13 protein-coding genes and 1 tRNA gene are annotated in these 19,718 nt (G+C 65.1%); 3 read left to right on the top strand and 11 right to left on the bottom strand.

Going from position 1 to position 19,718, the window contains the following annotated elements; genetic code table 11:
* Positions 1-171 precede the first annotated feature (171 nt).
* Genes DEU37_RS04435 through DEU37_RS04410 form a run of 6 tightly spaced genes read right to left on the bottom strand, consistent with a single transcriptional unit; the run spans position 172 to position 11,122 of the window.
* Positions 172-1,962: a DUF262 domain-containing protein gene (locus tag DEU37_RS04435; protein WP_121189408.1), complete on the bottom strand. Its 1,791-nt coding sequence runs from the start codon at positions 1,960-1,962 to the stop codon at positions 172-174.
* Positions 1,963-1,973: 11 nt separating this feature from the next.
* A complete protein-coding gene (locus DEU37_RS04430) occupies positions 1,974-5,054 on the bottom strand; it encodes a type III restriction-modification system endonuclease (RefSeq protein WP_121189407.1) in 3,081 nt (1,026 codons plus the stop codon).
* A gap of 4 nt (positions 5,055-5,058) precedes the next feature.
* Positions 5,059-6,996, bottom strand: coding sequence for a site-specific DNA-methyltransferase (locus tag DEU37_RS04425; RefSeq protein ID WP_259457132.1), 1,938 nt, complete (start codon positions 6,994-6,996; stop codon positions 5,059-5,061).
* An 18-nt stretch (positions 6,997-7,014) separates the two neighbouring features.
* Positions 7,015-7,683 (bottom strand): DUF4391 domain-containing protein, encoded by a 669-nt coding sequence (locus tag DEU37_RS04420; RefSeq protein ID WP_121189405.1) that lies wholly within the window; start codon positions 7,681-7,683, stop codon positions 7,015-7,017.
* Complete coding sequence (locus DEU37_RS04415; protein ID WP_121189404.1) at positions 7,680-10,934, bottom strand: helicase-related protein; 3,255 nt, start codon at positions 10,932-10,934, stop codon at positions 7,680-7,682. The genes DEU37_RS04420 and DEU37_RS04415 overlap by 4 nt, the downstream gene beginning before the upstream one ends.
* A gap of 2 nt (positions 10,935-10,936) precedes the next feature.
* Positions 10,937-11,122: a helix-turn-helix domain-containing protein gene (locus DEU37_RS04410; RefSeq protein ID WP_121189403.1), complete on the bottom strand. Its 186-nt coding sequence runs from the start codon at positions 11,120-11,122 to the stop codon at positions 10,937-10,939.
* A 512-nt stretch (positions 11,123-11,634) separates the two neighbouring features.
* On the opposite strand from DEU37_RS04410, the gene DEU37_RS15015 reads away from it, so the two are divergent.
* A complete protein-coding gene (locus DEU37_RS15015; RefSeq protein ID WP_259457131.1) occupies positions 11,635-12,060 on the top strand; it encodes a site-specific integrase in 426 nt (141 codons plus the stop codon).
* Between the two features lie 197 nt (positions 12,061-12,257).
* On the opposite strand, the gene DEU37_RS04400 is transcribed toward DEU37_RS15015, so the two are convergent.
* The 4 genes from DEU37_RS04400 to DEU37_RS04385 all read right to left on the bottom strand — a co-directional run bounded on the left by DEU37_RS04400 (position 12,258) and on the right by DEU37_RS04385 (position 16,222).
* Positions 12,258-12,332 (bottom strand) — tRNA-Arg (locus DEU37_RS04400).
* A 13-nt stretch (positions 12,333-12,345) separates the two neighbouring features.
* Positions 12,346-14,772 carry an acyltransferase gene (locus DEU37_RS04395; protein ID WP_121189402.1) on the bottom strand — a complete coding sequence of 809 codons (2,427 nt, stop codon included), beginning with the start codon at positions 14,770-14,772 and terminating at the stop codon, positions 12,346-12,348.
* Between the two features lie 175 nt (positions 14,773-14,947).
* A complete protein-coding gene (locus DEU37_RS04390; protein ID WP_259457130.1) occupies positions 14,948-15,166 on the bottom strand; it encodes a PLD nuclease N-terminal domain-containing protein in 219 nt (72 codons plus the stop codon).
* Between the two features lie 159 nt (positions 15,167-15,325).
* Positions 15,326-16,222, bottom strand: coding sequence for a LysR family transcriptional regulator (locus DEU37_RS04385; RefSeq protein WP_121189400.1), 897 nt, complete (start codon positions 16,220-16,222; stop codon positions 15,326-15,328).
* Between the two features lie 71 nt (positions 16,223-16,293).
* Between DEU37_RS04385 and DEU37_RS04380 the strand changes: the two genes are divergently transcribed.
* Positions 16,294-17,295: a DMT family transporter gene (locus DEU37_RS04380; RefSeq protein WP_121189399.1), complete on the top strand. Its 1,002-nt coding sequence runs from the start codon at positions 16,294-16,296 to the stop codon at positions 17,293-17,295.
* Here the strand turns inward: DEU37_RS04380 and poxB are convergent.
* A complete protein-coding gene (poxB, locus tag DEU37_RS04375) occupies positions 17,203-18,942 on the bottom strand; it encodes a ubiquinone-dependent pyruvate dehydrogenase (RefSeq protein ID WP_121189398.1) in 1,740 nt (579 codons plus the stop codon). The two genes, DEU37_RS04380 and poxB, sit on opposite strands and share 93 nt — an antisense overlap.
* A 137-nt stretch (positions 18,943-19,079) precedes the next feature.
* Between poxB and DEU37_RS04370 the strand changes: the two genes are divergently transcribed.
* Entirely contained in the window at positions 19,080-19,658 is a 579-nt protein-coding gene (locus DEU37_RS04370; protein WP_121189397.1) for a helix-turn-helix domain-containing protein, read from the top strand.
* The last annotated feature ends 60 nt before the right edge of the window (positions 19,659-19,718 follow it).

Below are 19,718 nucleotides of genomic sequence, written 5' to 3'. Positions count from 1 at the left end.
CTCAAACCCGCGCAATCAAACTAGTCCGCCTGCTCCCAACGTCGGTGGTCAACGAATAGAGCGTGCGGGGTCCGCGCACCGGCTGTAACCGAGGTTCCGCCCGTGCAGAGGATCCTCGGGTTGCTTTGGGCTCTCGCTCAGACTCTGCTCGCGTCTCGCCGCAGACGAGCTTCAAAGTGCCTCGAAGTATGTCCGGATCGTCGCTGCCATCAGTCGCCTACGCTCATGCAGGAACGCCTCATAGTCGGCCGCGGTCACGGTTGCGATGTTGCCGGGAAGAGCGTTCTCCTTGAGATTGCTTACGAGGGCATCGCGGTCCGTTATCTCCCCCAAGCGGAGGACGCCGGAATCGATCTGGTCAGCGACGTCCGCCATGTACATCGTCGGCGGACGCTTCCCGATGCTGATATTGATCGACGTTTCAGTCAGGGCGAAGTTGGCAACCTGGTTGTAGTCGGCGCGGTCCGCGTAACCGTTCTCTTGCAGGTAAGCCTTCGGCACGATGTGATGAATGTCACCTGACTGTTGGAGCATCGCGGCGACGGTGATGCTTCCCGACAAGAACCCCCGAGCGTGGCCGGCGACTTGAGCGGCCAGGAACGTCTGAAAGTACGGGCTCGCCGTGCTCGTGGTCTCAAGCGCGCTCGGAAGAGCCACGTTCCAGAAACCATCAGTGAGATCTGAGTCTTCGATCTGTCGCAGGTACGCGGCTGCGCCGATCGAAGTGATGCGACGAATGTCCTGTTCCCAGGTGGACTCGAAACTCCCCGAGTGACGACTGGTGAGCATCGACATCACGAACCAACGACGAACGATTCGCTTGCGCTCTCCCTCCGCCAACTCGACATCAGCTCGCAGACGCAAATAGAGTGCATACGCGAAATTCAGAGCGTTCCGCGACCCGATCATGCCCGCGTTGACGAACCCGGCGGACTTCACGATCATCAGGAAGTTCTCGAAGTGGTATTTCTTGACTATCTCGAGAAGGGCGGACTCCAGCCTGTCGTAAGCCAGCGGGATTCGCGACTCGTCGACCTTCCGACTCTCAGGGTCGCGACCGGACAACTCACTCACGATTGAAGACGCCTTGCCACGACTAAATCCGACCAGTCCAGCGATACGGATGATGTCGCTGTATCCGGGGTCGTAGAGGTCCTCGGCTTCGTGCTGAAGCCAAGCGATCCGCTGCAGATACGAGCTGCTGGCGAAATCGGCGTCGTTCCTTTCGATGTCGGCGTACGCATGCGGTGCGATCGCGAGATGGCAGAAGTAGTCGATGAGCTTCCTGAGATTGCGGCCTCTATCGCCATACGTAGCGATCTTGCTCATCGCGAAGTCCGCACTGCTGAGGGATACACCCTTGGAGTTAATCCGGATGAAGATCTCCGAAACCGTCTCGACGTCAAGATCGTCGTTCAGAGAGATGATGCCGATCTGCGCGTTCTTGATCGATTCGAGACGTGCGATGTTCGCTTCGATGACCGCCGCCTCAGCCGAGGGGTTTGCCTCGAAATACGCCTTGACAAAGCCGTAACTAGAACTGGCGTTGAAGAGTTCACTGATGTCAGAGATCCACTCAAGGTTCTTGCCGATGACGGGGGTCAGGGTCGCAAACTCCTCCGTCACAGGATTGAATGCGATCTTGATACGGACCTGCTTGTATCGTTTGTCGATCACCGGAAGACCTGCCACTGCTGCACGCAATGCGGAGATCCGCTGCTGGCCATCGATCAGGATCTGCTGGTGTGCGGCGACATGACCGCCCTTGAGATGCGCCCCAACCGACTGCCAGGTGATGAGATATCCAACCGGGTACCCCTTGTAAAGCGAGTCCATCAGATCGCGCACCTTGACGCTGTCCCATACGAACGGCCGCTGGAGTTCGGGAATCGCGATCTGCTCACGCTTGACGTCTTCGAGGAGCTGACTCACAGCCGACTGAGTCACTTTGTACTTTGCCATGGGCGTTCCCTCTATGCCGTCACCAACTGCATCAGCTCGGAGTAGTCGGAGACGACGTCGTAAGTGACGTTTCGATCGGTCTTCGCGTTGAGCGCGGCGAAGAACTTGCGGGCGCACTCGATCTTGGCGTTCTCGACGCCCTTCAGCTGAAGAGTGGACAGCGAACCTTTGGTTTCGGCGACGAAGTAGACATGCTTGATCTTCGTGTCGTCATCGCGGAACGCGATCGCCCAGTCGGGGTTGTAGTCGCCCACCGGAGTCGGGATAAAGAAGCCGCGGGGCAGCTTCGAGTAGACAACGACCTCGTCGCTCACGTCGAGCTTCTCAACGAACGATCGCTCAACCTTGGAGTCGGTGACGACGTACTCGTAGACGCTCTTCTTCAACTTGTCACCGGCCTTGGATAGATCCTGTGCGGTCTGGTTCTCCGTGAAGATCGATGAGTCGTATCGATCGTCGAGCGGGTCGTAGCTGAGGTGCTCGACGATGGCGGTTGCCTTCTGCTCGTTGATGAGTCGGGCAGACTCGGTGATGAACTGCTCGGGGTTCTGCTTGAATTTCGCGAACGTGCCCGGGTGGATGCCTGTGAGGATTGCAGCACACGTGCGGCGAGTGAGCTGCGTCTTCGCCGCGATCTCACCCAGGAGGTCGTACTTGACGGTCGAACCAGCTGACACGGCCGAGTGCTCGACCTTCGTCTCGGAGACTTTGAAACCCGTGCCCGCTTCCAGTTGCTCCACTTGGAGGCCGACGACTTGGTTGCCGCTTTCGACGAGGTACTGCATGACCGTGACGTTGAGCGAGGTGTCGAGCACGCGGATGCAGTTGTCGATCAGCTCCTGGGAGTCGAAGTCGACCTGGTAGACGGCCTTGTGGTTGATGCGTCCCCAGAGTTCCTGGAACTCGCGCTTGTTGAAGTTCGCTTCGTTGAGCGGGATCTTCTTCGGCTTGCGACCGTCGGTCGGCTTCGGCACGTCGAGGTAGAGGGCGTCGACGAGTGGCCAAACGAAGTCGATGATGGGCTTGAGTGCCTCGGAGGTCGGCGTCGCGAGGGTTCCGTCGGCGCGCGCATCCTTGTAGGCCTGTGTGACCAGGCCCGACTCGTCGATGTAGTCGTTCTTGATCAGGTGGAAGTAGAGCGCCTGAGCGACAGTCTTCTCGAGTGCGCTTGTGGATCCGTCGCCCAGCGTGATCGACTTGCCCGCGAAGTATTCGACGCTTGCTTTGCGTGGCCGCGCGGACAGCGATTCGATGATCTCCTTCTGGAGCGCGGTCACGAAGTCGGTGTAGGACTCGTCGGTGACGACGGTGAGTTCGTTGATGTCGTGGACGGTGACGGGGTTGTCCATTCGCTCGCCGTGCTGGTCGACCGAGAGTCGCAGACCACGGCCGATCTCTTGCCGGCGCGTCGTCGTGTTGTCGCTCTTCTTGAGCATGCCCATCACGAAGACGTTCGGGTTGTCCCAGCCCTCGCGGAGCGCGGAATGTGACCAGATGAATCGGACCGGCTCCTCGAACGAGAGCAGCCTCTCTTTGTCCTTCAGGATCAGGTCGTAGGCGTCGACGTCGTCCGATTGACCTGCGAAGTCGCCACGGGCTGCGATCTTGCCGTCGACGAACTGTCTGGTCTTCTTGTCGATTGAGAAGTACCCCTCGTGGGTCGAGCGCACCGGGATCGCCTTGACGTGGTCTCGATAGCGTTCAGCCGCTTCATCCAGGTCGATTTCGCTGAGGTAGTCGGCGAGCACGGCCTCGTACTCTTCCTCGAACGCTCGGGCGTACTCTCCGAGGGTGTCCTCGCGCTCGTAGTCGCGGTACTTGGCGACTTCGTCGATGAAGAACAACGAGAGCGTCTTGATCCCCTGCGCGAACAGCTCGCGTTCCTTGGCGAGGTGGGCGCGGATGACCTCGCGGATCTGGATGCGTCGCTTTTGGTCCTCGGCTACGTCCTCGGTGACCTCGCCGGCGGCGATGATCTCGCCATTGCTCAACTCGATGATGTCGCGGGTAGCGTCGACCTCCCGGATGAAAAGGTCCTTGTACGCCTCGATACCGCCGGAGACGTCATGCAGGTTCATTCCCTGGCTGAGGCGCTTCACCTGCCGCTTGATGCCCTGGGCGGTCTGCACCTCAAGCTCGACTCGGGCTTTCGGGAAGTCGGCACCCTTGCCGATCTCGAGGCCGTCCACGTAGAGGTACGCGCGGCTGCCGGCGAGGTGTTTGACGGTGATGCCACGCACCGCGATCTTCTTCACCAGCTTCTGGTTGTATGCGTCGATGGCGTCGAGTCGGTGCACCTTGGTGCGTTCGATCCTGTGCGTCGCGGAGTAGCGCAGCGCGAAGAGGGCGTTGAACGATGCCAGAGCCTCCAACGACTTCGAGGGCTTCTTCGCGTCGCCTTCGATCTTCTGCGGCTCATCAATGATGAGGATCGGCCGGTTCGCTGCAATCACGTCGATCGGCTTCCGTGATTGGAAGTCGTCGAGCACCTCGTAGATGCGGCGGGCATCCTTGCCGGTGGCGTTGAACGCCTGGACGTTGATGATCATCACCTGCACGCCGGCGTCGGATGAGAAGCGCTCGATCTCATGAAGACGCGAGGAGTTGTAGATGAAGGTGCGTGCTTTGGTGCCGTAGAAGTGCTGGAAGTGCTCGGCGGTGATGTCGAAGGACTTCTTCACACCCTCACGGATCGCAATCGATGGCACGACGACGATGTACTTCGACCATCCGTACCGCTTGTGCAACTCCATGATCGTCTTGATGTAGACGTACGTCTTGCCCGTGCCAGTCTCCATCTCGACGTCGAGATTGATTGGGGCCGCCGACTTCTTCAACTCGTCTTTGAGATGCTTCGATAGCTCGAGCCCGCGCGCTCTCTGAACCCCATGCACGTTCGTCAGTAGCTGTGGCGGGGTTAGCGCGATCTCGGCATTCCGCAACCCAGCGTCCTCAACGAGAACGCGCCCAGTGTCTCTGCCTGGGTCGATGCGGTACCTCACGCCATCGGCGTACGGTTGTCCGGCGAACACATCCAACACCGCCTCGACGGCCTCAGTCTGATACGGCTGAACCTTGAACTGGAGTTTCATCGCGTCAGATCGCCCTAACCTCGGTCTCGGGCGACACTTCGCGGAAGATCTGCTCAGCGTTGACGCGTGCAGAATCGTCGACGAAGCCGGAGTCCCTGAATACGGCGCGAAGTGGGCGGCGTTCCGCGATGGCTCTGATGACCGCGCCGGTCGCGGCATAGGCAAAGCAGGCGATCAAAGCACCATCGTCGACCGAGTACACCTCGGTCTCGGCAATGGTCTCGCGCAGGATCGGCAGCGAAAGGTCGAGCCCCCAATCAAGGAGCACCTGAAAGAGGAGATCCTCGTCGGTGCGGTCCGATTTCACGCTGTCGGTCTGATCGATGAGAGCAGCCTGCACCAGATCGTCTGGCGCGCGTCTGTGCTCGTTCATGTTCGTCGTGTCGACGCGGAATGAACGGAAGCCGAGATCGCTCCCGCTTGGATACGTGGCGGCGGCCCGCTTCAGCCTCTCGCGGGCAATGTCGGCGATAGACCCGAAGCCGGCGGCAGCGGCGGGCGACTTGGCTGAAACTCGCTCATCGAGCTGCACGAGGACAAACTGCCTGTCGCTGCCTTTCACGGCATTGAGATCAAACACTGCGTGGCCTGTCGAGGCAGATCCAGCGAAGAAATCGACGATGAGATCGCCAGGCTGGGTCAGGTAGTCGATGAGTCGGCGGAGGTCCTTCCAGTTCTTGGGGTTATCGAAGACGCGGCCACCCATCAGGGCGTGGAACTCGACGGCGGCAGTTTGAGCGTAGCTATAGTGCACAGACGGCATCACGAGTCCGGCTGAATCGAAGAGGTAGCGCATCTGCCTAGGAAGCGTAGTTTCGTCAGGTCCGAACACGACCCGCCCCGAAGCTACCGCTGCGTCGAAGGATGACTTAGCCGGATATACCCAGCCGCCCGCAGGTACCTTCGTTGGCCTATTCGTCACCGGGTGGAGGACTTCGTACTTCGGGCCGCCACCACCCGGCCAGGAGATGTCCCCATCATCGCGGAAAGGGCCACGCGGACCGACCTTGGTGAACCTGCCGAGTTTCCGTCGTTCGTCGCTCGCGGCAAAGGATGCGGTCCACTTGCGCCACTCGGCTTGGATCGCCGCCCAGTCCACCCCATGGCGGGCCTGCATCTCAGCGAACGCTACCTGCGCTTCTTCAAGTCCGGCCTGAGGTTCACGAAGTCGTAGGCCGCTCTCTTGGAGCACCTCCCGATCACGGGCGTAGACAAGCATGTATTCATGGCCAACCGAGAAATAGCGAGCATCGTTCTTACGATTTCGGTCCCAGACAAGTACGGCGAGCTTGTTTTCAGCTCCCATGACCTCGTCGAGGAGTAGTTCGAGCGCCGATACCTCGGCATCGTCAATGCTCACTACGATGAAGCCGTCCGACGAGAGCAGGTTGCGCGCTAGCTTCAACCGCGGGTACATCATCGACAACCAGTCGGAGTGGAAGCGTCCGTTCGACTCCGTGTTCGCGATGAGACGCTCGCCAGACTCGGACTTCTGGCCGGAACGCGCAAGGTAGTCAGCGCTTGACTCAGCGAAGTCGTCCTCGTAGACGAAGTCGTTTCCCGTGTTGTAAGGCGGGTCGATGTAGATCAGCTTGACCCTGCCGAGATACGACTCCTGCAACATCTTCAGGGCATCTAGATTGTCGCCTTCGATGAAGAGATTCCTCGTCGTATCGAAGTCGACAGACTCCTCACGCACCGGACGAAGGGTCTTCGCGATCGGTGCGTTGGCAGCGAAGGCGGCGGCACGCTTGCCGGGCCAATCGAGCTGGTAGCGCTCTTGGGGGCCGTCGACGAGATAGTTGGACAACTCCTGGCGCAACATGTCGAAGTCGACGGTGCGCATTGGTTCACCGTCGGCGTCCAGCGTCTCGGTGACAACAGTCGGAAAGAGATCTGCGATCTTGTCAATGTTGGCGCGGGTGAGATCGGGAGATGTCATTCGGAGTCTTTTCATGGATTACCTCGTCTGATCCAGCTCGGCTTGTTTGGTTTTCAGCTCACGCCGCAGGTCCACCTTGCGATTGAGCTGAGGTTCAGACCGAAGCTTGCGTTCCAGGGCGCTGATCTCGCGCTCGAGCCGGCGCACGGCATCCAGCCGCTCGCCGACAACGGCGAGACCCTCGCCCGGCCGAGGCGCGAGCGGCATGAGTGGGCCAAGGAGCGCTGAGTACAGGGCCGTCATCGAGATCGCGGTTGGCAGAGAAGCGCGCGGCGCGTCGCCTCGCATCCAGCCCGTTGAGAAGTAGGCATTGGCGGGCTTCGGCGCAGGCGTGCCGACCGGCTTGTGTGCGGCGGTCATCCGCACAGCGCCGCCGTGGGCATCGTCGCGGTGGATCTCGAAGATCACCGGGTTCGGTATCGCCTTGTCAATCGATGCAAGCACCTGGGTGCTGATGTCGTTCGCCTTAGCGTCTATCTGAATGACCTCGATCTCAGGCACTTCTGACGAGCCTGGAAGGTTGATGGTCTCCGCAGCGAGCTTGTAGGCCCAGCTGATGCGGTTCACTTCCGCGACGAACCTTTCACGCAGTGCGGCGGTCGAGGCGGTGCGTTCGTAGAACCGTTCCTTCGGGACGCGTGCGCCGAAGCGTGCACCGGCCGGCCATTGGTAGAGGATGTCGGTCATGAGTCGCCCCGTGGGTCGACGACGGCGATGAACGCGATCAGTTCGAAGTCGTCGAGCCCTGCGATCTGCTGCGTGAGCGCGGTGGTGTGCCCACCGCTGAACAGGCTGTCGATGTCGCGTTCTTCGGTGACGTCGATCATCGAGTGGATGGCATCCGTCAGCAGCGCGGAGTACTTGCTCATGTCGGCGCCCTCGTGGGTGGCTTCGTTGAAGACACGAGTGACGTCGGCGACGGGTTCGTCGTGAGGCCGCGAGCCGGCGCGAATGAGGTCTAGGAGGCGCTTCGCTTCGGTGTGATCAGCGATGACACTTCCATCGTCATCGACGTAGACGAGGTAGTGCGGGTGGAGCCGGTTGCCCCGGTTCACGGCAGGGTCAGCGTTGACGTTCTTGAGCGCGAAGATCACACCCGGTATGAGGCCTATGGCAGGGTCTGCGGGGATGACGGTGTGCAAGCCGCGCGGGGCGGTAGCGATGTCTCCGTACTCGTTCATGTACGCGAGCAGGTCCATGCGGAAGTCGTTGAGGCCGAGATCCGTGATCGAGATCCCTGCGCGGACGTCTTCGAGCTCGATGTTCTCGTTCTGCAGTTTGCGCAGCTGTTCCTTGCGGAACGCGGCATCCGAGTCCTCCGGGTTCAGCACGTTGTCGTCGGCTGAGCCGGCAAGGTCGGCGATCACCATCCGGTTCTCGACGCGCTCCTTGAGGTTGATGTACTCATCGAGCGAGATGTCGGGCCAGAAGTTGACGAGCTGGATGACCTCGTTCGTCGAGCCGATGCGGTCGATACGGCCGAACCTCTGGATGATCCGCACGGGGTTCCAGTGGATGTCGTAGTTGATGAGGTAGTCGCAGTCCTGCAGGTTCTGGCCCTCGCTGATGACGTCGGTGCCGATCAGGACGTCGATGTCGCGGGTCTCCTTCGGCATGGTGAGGTGCCGCTGCTTGGATCGTGGCGAGAACATCGACATGACCTGCTGGAAGTCGAAGCCGGTACCGATTGTCGACTTCGCGCCGTGGCTGCCGCCGGTGATCACCGCGCTTTCCAGCCCTGCCTGCTGGAGCGCGGGCGCGAGTTCGTTGTAGAGGTAGTTCGCGGTGTCGGCGAAGGCGGAGAAGATCAGTACCTTTCGATTCTCCGGGTTGAGCGGGTGGTCGGCCTTCTGCTGGACCAGGTGCCGCAGCTTGCGGAGCTTGAGGTCGTGCGCCGGGGTCACCTTGCCCATCTCGTCGAGGAGTTCGCGCAGTGTCTCGCGGTCATGCCAGAGGTCGCGTTGCCACGATTCGACGTCGATGTCGTCGATGTCGATGCGAATCTTCTCTCCGAACGACAGCGCCTCGACGTTGGCATCGTCCTCATCGTCGAGGTCGAAGTCGAGATCGTCCATGTCGCGGATCTCCGGGAGGGTGCCGGAGTGGTTGCTGAGCCGCGTGAGGGTGCTGTCGACGGCGGACTCGATCTTCGCCAACGTCAAGCGGAAGGCCTCGACCGAACTCTCGAGACGCTTGAGCAGATTGACGGTCATGAGCTTCTTCAGGCCCTCTTCGCGACCTTTCTGACCGAGGTTCGAGCGGGCGCTTCCGGTCGTGACGTTGTAGAGGTCCTCGTACTTGCTGATGCGGCTCGGGAACACGTAGGCGAGGGGCGTGTAGACGCCCAACGTCAGCACCTGCAGCTGCTCGAAAATCTCGTTGAACGAGGGGACGTCCGCGAGGTCGGTGAGTGGCTCGCGGACGGATTCCGGCGGCAGGCGCCGCGGGAAAGCGCCGATCTCGCTCGTGTCATAGAAGGCCTGAATGTGCTTGCGGGAGCGCGCGATGGTGACCGCGTCGAGCAGCTCGAAGAAGTCGAAGTCGAGCATCTGCAGGATGCGGTCGGCGGTGCGCTCCTCCGCGGGGAGCTTCGACCACTCGTTGAACACCGTCTGCGCGTCGCGGAACACCCGCTCCACCGATGTAGAGAGCGTGAGCTTCGCGGCGAGGGTGTCGCTCTCGCCCTCGTATGCCAGCTGCAACTGATTCTTGAGGTCGTTGAAGCGGTTGTTGACCGGCGTCGCAGAGAGCATCAGCACCTTGGTTTTCACGCCCTCGCGGATGACCTGCCGCATGAGGCGCTGGTACCGCGACTCCTTTTCTTCGGCGTAGTCGGCGTTGCGGAAGTTGTGCGACTCGTCGATCACGACGAGGTCGTAGTTGCCCCAGTTGATGCGATCGAGCCGGAGGCCAAGTGACTCACCCCGGGTTCGGGAGAGGTCGGTATGGGCGAGGACGTCGTAGTTGAATCGGTCGCTCGCGAAGACGTTCGTGGTGAGGTTGGCGTTGTAGTTCGTCCAGTTCTCGGCGAGCTTCTTCGGCGCGAGAACGAGGACGGACTTGTTGCGGAGTTCGTAGTACTTGATGACCGCAAGCGCGGTGAACGTCTTACCGAGGCCGACGCTGTCGGCGAGGATGCAGCCGTTGTACGTCTCGAGCTTGTTGATGATGCCGGTCGCGGCATCCCTTTGGAAGTTGTACAGGCTCTGCCAGACCTTGGTGTCCTGATAGCCGGTGCGGTCGTTCGGGAGCACGTCCTCGCTGATGTCGTCGAGGAACTCGGCGAAGAGGTTGTAGAGGATGAGGAAGTAGATGCGCGCCGGGGAGTTCTCGGCGTACACACTCGCGATGTGGTCGTACACGGCTTGCGTGACATCGTTCAGCTGAGCGGGGTTGGCCCAAATCTGGTCGAACACGGCGAGGAACGCCTGGGTCTCGGCCGGTCCCTCGAGCTTTGTGACCAGGTTGGATACGGAGTTGCCGCGCTCGTAGCCGAGGTCTGCCGTGGTGAGGCCCTGGAGCTGGAGGTAGGCAGCCTGATCGTCGACCACAGCGAACTGCTGCATCTGACTGCCGGTGGCGTTCGAACGGAACGTGACCTTGTCGCGCACCCAGGCCGCGCACTCGCGGGCGATCGCGCGCTGAGTCAGCTTGTTGCGGAGGCGGATCTCGAACTCCGACCCGTAGAGCGATGACTCGGCGTGCGGGATGAAGAACTCGCGCCGGTCCTTGCGCAGCTTGTCCGTAGCCTGACCGTTGCTGAATGACGGGGACGTGAAGATGAACTCGAGTTCGTCGACGTGTTCGAGTTCCTTACGCAGTGCTTCGAACGCGAAGATCGAGAAGGTCGACGCGGCGATGCGCACCTTCGAGCCGCGGCTGATCTCGGATTTGAGGTCGTCGCCGAGCAGGTCGGAGACGTTGTCGATGATCCGCATGACTAGGCGACGCTCCCTGCGCTGCCTCCGCCGCGCACCCAGGCGTCAACCTCGCTCACCTGGAACTTCCACAGACGACCCACCTTGTGCGCCGGCATCCCCTTATCGGCGATCCAGGCGTAGACGGTGTCCTTCGTGACGCCCAAGTGCTCTGCGATGTCGTCGGCAGAGAGCCACGGCTCGGACATTCACGCCCCCATGCGGATTGAGCCGGATTTATCCGGGTGTGGCCGAGCTTAGTGGGTGGGGAGCTCGGTCAACGAAAAACTTGACCTGCCGATGTGCTGCGGTCTCGGCAGGACCGCCCCCGTCGAACCAAAAGCGGCCAACGGCGATTGGCGCCATCCATCCACAAACATCTTCCGCGGCGTTGACGAGGCCACCGGAGTGTTCGACACTGTCGCCATACTCACGGTCAACCAGACTGCGGGCGGAGGTCGAGATGGGCCGACCCGTCACATCCGTAATCTCCCTCGAAGGGGGCCGGGCATGCGGCGCGTCTACCTCTCGCACGATCAGGTGGCGACATTGGCCGCGTGCTCAACGCATCCGACATTCGTTTTGACGCTGGCTACACAGGCCTCCGCTGGGGCGAGGCGACGGGGCTCCGGGTGCGCAGCGTCAACCGGCTGCGTAAGCGGTCGTCATCGAGGAGAACGCGGTGACAATAGGCTACGAGATCCACGTCGACACATCGAAGATGCACGAAAAGCGCTCGGTCCCCTACCCCAATCACCTCGCTCCGATGATCGAGCAAGCCTGTTACGGCAAAGGCTCCGAAGGGCTGCTCTGCGGAGACGGCGTCCACCACGTGCGCAACTCCGGCAGCCAGGGCTGGTTCGCGAACGCGGTGCAGCGCGCACAGACGGTGGACCCGTCGATCCCGCGGCTCACACCGCACGATCTCCGCCACACGGCCGCGTCACTCGCGATCAGCTCGGGCGCGAATGTAAAGGCCGTGCAGCGGATGCTCGGGCACGCGTCGGCGGCGATGACGCTCGACACGTACGCCGACCTCTTCGAAGATGATCTGGATGCCGTCGCGGCACGACTCAACGCCCAGATGCCGCTCGTCGCGCTGCCGGCGCGTCCGCAGACGGGCTACGTGTCGCCGACCCGGCCGTAGAGAGCAGATTGCTCAGTTTCTCGTCGAGCTCCGCGCCGCACGGAAGGCGCCATTTTGGCGTTCGGGGACGCCGGATGGAGCGCTCTGACGGGCTCTGTTTCCATTCACAGCGTCTATAAATGCGGGCAAAAAGCGGGCAAAAACGACTCTGAGAGGCGTGACCGCGGAAGAAATACCAGGTCAGGAGAAAAAAGAAGTGGTGCCCCTGGAGGGATTCGAACCCCCGACCCGCTCCTTAGGACGGAGTGGCTCTTCCACTGAGCTACAGAGGCTGGCGCAACGATTCTAGCCGGGCGGCGCCGGGGCCCCGGCCGCGACGGCGCCGTCCAACGCCCACCGCAGGTACGGTGCAAGGTGCGCGGAGTACGCGACGGTCAGGTGCGTCTGGTCATAGCGGATCGGCAGCGTCCCCGCGAACGCCGGGCAGACGTCCTGCCAGCACGTGAATCCCAGCGCGTCCACGACGCGATCGCCAGACGCCGCTGCGGCGGCCGCCGTCGCCGCCTGCATGTCGCGCCACACGGGCGTGATGCTCGTCGCGCACGCATACGGCGACCCGACCCGCGTGTAGCAGTTGCCGAGGGGCGCGCCTTCCGGGGGCGCCTCGAGGTAGACGACGCGGCCCGGCATCCCATACCGCGCCATCTCGGCCGCCTCGGCCGCGATCAGATCTGTCGCGCTCAGGTCGCGCCCGTCCACCGTGCGCCCCAGCGTGTACGCGTTCGAGACGAGCACCTTCTCGGGGTGGTCGGCGGCGATCATCGCGGCGACGTCGTTCTTGCGCTGCGTGCACGCCTGCATCACCGCGGGGTCGTCGTTCTGCACCAGCACGTCGGTGAAGCGGCATCCGTAGAGCCCGACCGTCGTGACGCGGATCGCTCCCCCGCTCTGCTCGGCGAGCGCCTTCAGCGCCGGCGCATACGCCATCGCGGTCGAGTCGCCCACGAGGTACAGGTGCCGCGGAGCATCACCGCTCCCCCATGTGCACGCGGCGACATCCGGCTGCGGCGTCGGCGCGAAGCAGTCGTGCGCGGGGTTCGCTCCCGACGACTGCGCCATGACCTCGTCGAGCGACGGGTGCAGATCGGGCCAGGTCGTCGCCGACACCGCCGCCGCAAGATCGGCCTGCAGCGCCGCCGTCGGATCCTCGATCGCGGGCGCTGCCTGATCCGCACCCCCGGCCGTCGGGGGCAAGGGGCGCGGCTGCTGCACCTGCACGACGAGCACGACCAGCAGCGCGGCGGCGACGAGACCGGCAGCGGCCAGAGAGACCTGGGCGCGGAAACGCTCCCGCCAGGCGACCATCGGAGCGACGCTCGCTACCGGCACGCTGTCGCTCATCGCGAGCGCCGCAACCTCCGACACCTCGACCGGCGGTGGAGCGATCACGGGCTGCTCGACGGGCACGACCTCCGGAACGGATGCCGCCGCCACCGCGACCGGCTCGACACCCGCGCTCTGGGCCGCCACCCGCGGACTGCCCGGGAAGTAGCGCGTGCCCGGCTGCCACCCCGCGGGCCGCCGCGTCGCGATCTCGGGGGTGCGTACCGGCGGCGCCACAGCGGGAGCCTCGGCAGGCATGGCGGGCGCGGCGGCATCCGATGCCTCGACCGCCGGCTCCTCAGGCTCGGCCGCTGCCGTCGCGGGCACCCGCCCACCCAGGAACGGCGCGTAGCGCAGTGGCTGCTCGATGATCGTGTACGACGCGAATCCGACGACGGCGATGATCGCCAGGGTCAGCGGCAGCGACCACGGCGACGCGGGCAGCAGCGCGGCGGCGAACACGACCACCGGGAAGTGCCACAGATAGAGGGAGTACGACGCGTTGCCGATCGTGACCGCGATCGGGTTCGTCCACGGGAACAGCGCCGGCGGCGGCGCAACGACGCCGCCGGCCAGCGCCAGCGCGGTCGCGACCGTCGGCGCTGCCGCCCACGGCCCCGGAAAGCCCACGGCGGCCGGGTCGATGAGCACCAGCGCGGCGACAACGCCCGCGACACCGACCCACGCGAGCAGCGCCCCGAGAGCTGCGGGAAGCCGTCGCAGCAGCGGCACGCCCGCCGCGACCAGAGCGCCGAGTGCGAACTCCCACGCGCGCGTCGCCGTCGAGAAGTAGGCCGCCGTCGGCGCCGACGCGCTCTGCGGCAGCGCCCAGCCGAAGGATGCCGCGATCACGACGACCGCCCACCCGGCGGCGACCGCGGCAGCCGCCCGACCGCGACGCGCAACGGCCGGCACGAACAGGATCGACACGATCAGCAACCCGGGCCAGACGAGGTAGAACTGCTCCTCCACCGAAAGCGACCAGAAGTTCTGCAACGGCGAGACGGCGTCACCCGCGTCGAAGTAGTCGGTGCCCTGCTGCGTGAAACGCCAGTTCGACACCAGCAGCAGTGCCGAGATGCCGTCCCACAGAATCTGCTCCGCGCGTGCCCGTCCGAACAGGGCATAGGCGGTGCCGACGACGGCACCGACCGTGACGAGCGCGGCCGGCACGAGGCGGCGAGCGCGTCTGCCGTAGAACCGTGCCAGGCGGATGCGACCGTCCTTCCGCTGCTCACGCAGCAGCATCCCGGTGATCACGAAGCCCGAGATTACGAAGAAGACGTCGACACCGGCGACGCCGCCCCGCGGCCAGCCGGCGGCGTGCGCGCCGATGACGGCCAGCACGGCGAGCGCGCGCAGACCTTGGATGTCGCGACGAAGTGGCACGGGAACGCAGTCGTTCTGAAAAGGGGAGAAGGAGGTCGACTCCAGCCTACGGGAGCGCTCTCACCGCGGGATCACCCGGGAGGTGTCGGTCGGCAGCGACCCGAACGACGAGGCGTTCATCGGGTGGACGATCGAGGCCTGCGGTCTCGCGCTCGCCGGCTGACAGCCGCGCGCCTCACCGGCGATCGGCCGGATTCGCGACGATCGAGCGCCGCCCGACTGCGAGCCAGACGATCGGCCCCATGAGGGGGAACATCAGCGTCACGAGAATCCAGAGCATCTTCTCCAGGCTCGTCGCCGCCGACGACGCGATGCTGACGACCGCCGCGACGAACAGCGCGAGCCCGGCCAGCACCGCGACCAGGACGAGCACGTTCCAGATGGTGAAGGACATGCCTCCAGCATGCCCCGCTCCGATGCCCGCCGCCAGGGAGGCTGACACCGCCCCCTCCCGCCGGTTCGGGGTCGCATGTGGTCGTTCTCGCCCACGCTGAGCGACCAGAGGCGACCCCGAACCGGACGGGGCAGCAGGGCGAGGGCAATGCCTGCGGTCTCACCGCGCGAGGTCGGCGGCGACATCCACGAGCGCGGCCCGCACGCGGCGCACGGCCGCGCGCGCCAGCGCGTCGGGGCGGGCGAGCACGTCCACGTGACGGCTCAGGGTGACCCCAGCGAGCGGACGCAGCACCATGCCGTCGGTCGCCAGGGCGCGCGCCGTGAACCGCGGCATGACGGCGATCGCCGCCCCGGCGCGGACGATCTGTGCGGCGACGAAGAACTCGTTCACCCGGTGGCCGATGATCGGGGGCTCGCCGCTGAGGGCGGCGATCGCCTGCAGCACGCCGGTGAGCGGAAAGCCCTCGTGCGTCGAGATCCACGTCTGTCCGCGGAGGGCCACGGGATCGATTCGGTCGGCGGATGCCAGGGGGTGCGCCTGCGGCAGCGCGACGTCCAGCGGTTCGACGAACAGCGGCGTGACCACCATCCGCTCGCGCGGCCAATCCGGGTCGTGCGCGAGCCGGTGCGCGATGACGAGGTCGTGCGCGGCCACGAGTCCGGGAAACTCCTCGCGCGCGACGTCCTCGTCGGCGAGCGCGACGGGCACGCCGTCGAGCGCGGCCAACAGGGGTCCAAACAGCGCGACGCCCGCACTGTGGAACGCCGACACGCGCACCGGCGCGGCATCGTGGGCGAGGAACGCTCCGACGCTCTCCCGCGCGAGCACGAGCGCCTCGTCGACCCGGGCCCCGGCCGCCGCGAGTGCGCGCCCGGCATCCGTCAGCACCAGCCGACGCCCCTGCTTCACCGTCAGCGGCACGGGCACGTCCGCCTGCAGAATCGCGAGCTGTTGCGAGACCGCCGACGCGCTGACGTGCAGCGCCGCCGCGACCGCCGACACGCTGCCGCGATCGTCGAGCTCGCGCAGCAGCCGCAGCCGCATCGGATCCATAAGCAATCTCTAACACATCGATGAAGACATTGCCCGATGCTCTTCACGACAACGCCTGTCACTCTGGGCGCATGACCCGCCGCTCCGACCTGCTCGTCGACCTCGCCCTCCTCGCGGTCGCCGCCGTCTGGGGGGCCAGCTTCCTCGTCGCCAAAGACCTCATCAGCCTCACCGGGGTCGCTTCCGCCAATGCGCTGCGGTTCCTCGTCGCCACCGCCGGCGCCGGCATCCTCTGCGCCCTCACCCGACAGCGCCTCCCCCGCGGACGCGTGCTCGTGATCGCGGTGGCGCTCGGGGGCACGCAGGCCGCCGTCATCGGGCTGGAGACCTGGGGCGTGAGCCTCACCTCCGCCACCAACGCGGGCCTGCTCATCAGCCTCGCCCTCGTCATGACGCCGGCACTGGAGGGCATCGCGTCGCGCGTGTGGCTGCCGCGCTCGTACTTCGTCGCCGCGGTGGCCGCCGTCGTCGGCGTCGCGCTGCTCGTCTCCGGCAACGGCATCCACCTGCCGACCGCCGGCGACGCCCTCGTCATCGCCGCGGCAGTGGTGCGCGCCGTGCACGTGACCGCCAGCGGCCACCTCACCCGCGGGCGCCGCGACAGCTCGCTCGGCGTGGTCGTCGTGCAGCTGGTGGTCGGCAGCGTCGTGTTCTCGGCGATCGCGGGGCCCGCCCTGCCCGTCGCGGTCTCCCGACTGGATGCCGCGGCCCTCGCCGACGTGCTGTTCCTCGGGCTGCTGTGCTCGGTGTTCGCCTTCGCGGTGCAGCTCTGGGCGGTGCGGCGCACGTCGGCCGCACGCGCGAGCATCCTCATGGGCACCGAACCGGTTTGGGCACTCGTGGTCGGCGTGGCCATCGGCGGCGAGGCGATCGGGCCTGTCGGCGTCGCGGGGGCGGCACTCATCGTCGGCGCGAGCTACGCCGGGCAGGCGATCGAGCGTCGCCACCGCCTGGCCCGACGTGCGACGGAGCAGGCCGCGTCAGTGGAACAGGCGACGCCAGACATTCGTGTCGGCGAGGTCGATGAGCTCGTCGCCGCGCCCCGACAGCACGGTGCGCAGCGCCCAGAGTGAGAACCCCTTCGCCTGAGCGAGCGTAATCGACGGCGGCATCGCCAGCTCCTGACGCGCCGTGACGACGTCGACGAGCACCGGCCCGTCGGTCGCGAGTGCCTGCGCGATCGCTCCGCGCAGCTCGCTGCCCTTCTCCACACGGATGCCGGTGATGCCCATCGCCTCGGCGATCGCCGCGAAGCTCGGATTGTCGAGCCCCGTGCCGAAGTTGACGATGCCCGCCGCCTTCATCTCGAGCTCGACGAAGTTGAGCGACGAGTTGTTGAACACGACGATCTTCACCGGCAGATCGTTCTGGCGGATCGACAGCAGATCGCCGAGGAGCATCGCCAGCCCGCCGTCGCCGGCGAGCGCGATCACCTGGCGCGAGCGGTCGACGCCCTGCACCCCGAGCGCCTGCGGCATCGCGTTGGCCATCGACCCGTGCGCGAACGACCCGATCAGCCGGCGCTTTCCGTTCATGTGCAGGTAGCGCGCCGCCCAGATCACGGGGCTTCCGACGTCGGCGGTGAACACGGCATCCTGGTCGGCGAGCTCGTCGAGCACGCGCGCGACGTACTCCGGTCGCACCGGAGCCTTGCCGTCGTCGATGGCCAGGTCGTCGAGCCGCTCACGCGTCGTGCGGTAATGGGCGACGCTCTCGTCCAGATGCTTCGACGACCGGTCGCCCCGCAGCAGCGGCAGCAGCGCGTTCGCCGTCTCCTTCACGCCGCCGACCAGGCCCACGTCGATGGGGGTACGCCGCCCCAGCTGCTCGCCGCGGATGTCGACCTGGATCACGGTCGCCTTCGACGGGAAGAACTGCCGGTACGGAAAGTCGGTGCCGAGCATGAGCAGGGTGTCGCACGACTCCATCGCCTTGTACCCCGACGAGAAGCCCAGCAGCCCCGTCATCCCCACGTCGTAGGGGTTGTCCCACTCGATGTGCTCCTTGCCGCGCAGGGCATGCACGATCGGTGCCCGCAGCGTCTCGGCGAGGGCGAGCACCTCGTCATGGGCGCCCGCGACACCCGACCCGGCGAGGATCGTCACCTTCTTGGCGTCGTTGAGCGCGGTAGCGGCGGCGGCCAGAGCGGATGCCGAAGGCAGCACCGTCGAGCCGGCGGCGCGGATCGGAGCCGTCGGCCGCCGATCGGGAGCGTCGGCGAAGAACACGTCGCCGGGAACGACGACGACCGCGACGCCGCGCTTTTCGACCGCGGCGCGCATGGCGATCTCCAGCACCCACGGCAGCTGCGCCGGATCGCTCACCAGCTCGGTGTAGACGCTGCACTCGCGGAAGAGCTCCTGCGGGTGGGTCTCCTGGAAGTAGGTGCTGCCGATCTCGGCCGACGGAATGTGCGAGGCGATCGCCAGCAGCGGCACGCGGTTGCGGTTGGCGTCGAACAGACCGTTGATGAAGTGCAGATTGCCGGGGCCGCACGAGCCCGCGACGACGGCGAGCTCGCCCGTCAGCTCGGCCTCGGCGCCGGCGGCGAAGGCGGCGGCCTCCTCGTGCCGCATGTGCATCCAGCGGATCGCGTCGTCGCCGCTGTCGCGCCGCAGCGCATCGGTGAAGGCGTTGAGCGAGTCGCCGGGAAGACCCCAGATGCGGGTGACGCCGGCGCGCTTGAGGGTGTCGATGAAGAAGTCTGCAACGTTCGCCATGGGTTCGACGCTACGCCGCTTGTCCGCGTCACGGGGTTGGACGATCGTCGAGTCCGCTCTCGTTCGCGTGTCGACACCACCCGTCGACCAGCGGTGGGGCCCGGGATGCCGCGGCACCGCGCCGCTACGATGCCCCTATGAGATCCGCGCCCATCGAAGCCGGCAACAACCGGATCGAGATCGGTTCACGCATTCGCGCCGCCCGTCAACAGCAGCAGATGACGATTGACGACGTGGCGCAGGCAAGCGGACTCACGCGGGGCTTCCTCTCCCGCGTGGAGCGCGATCTCGCGTCGCCGAGCGTCGCCACCCTCATCGCTCTCTGCGATGTCCTCTCCCTCGATGTCGGCTCGCTCTTCCAGGCGCCCGAGGTGCACCTCGTGCGGAACGACGAGCGACTGCGTTTGAATCTCGGCGGCGTCGACAGCACCGACCGGCTGGTCACCCCCCGGCGCGAGTCGCGGGTGCAGGTCGTCCGCTCCGAGATCGGACCCGACGGGCACGGCGGTGAGGAGAGGTACTCCCTCGCTGCCGAGGTGGAGGTCGTGCACGTGCTGTCGGGATCACTGGAGGTCGAGTTCTCCCACAAGCGGTTCACGCTCGAAGCCGGCGACTCCCTCACGTTCGATGGTCGAGAACCCCACACGTGGCGGGCCAGAGGCGGCCGTCCGGCGGAAGTGATCTGGGTGCTCGCACCCGCGCTGTGGAGCGCCTGACGCCCGGCAACGTCGCACCGGACGAGAAAGTACTTGCGGTCGAAGCCGTCATCCGCCATG

The organism is Microbacterium sp. AG790, assembly GCF_003634765.1.
GTDB lineage: Bacteria > Actinomycetota > Actinomycetes > Actinomycetales > Microbacteriaceae > Microbacterium.
The sequence above is the reverse complement of the archived record's forward strand: the minus strand, read 5'-3'. Positions and strand labels throughout refer to the sequence as shown.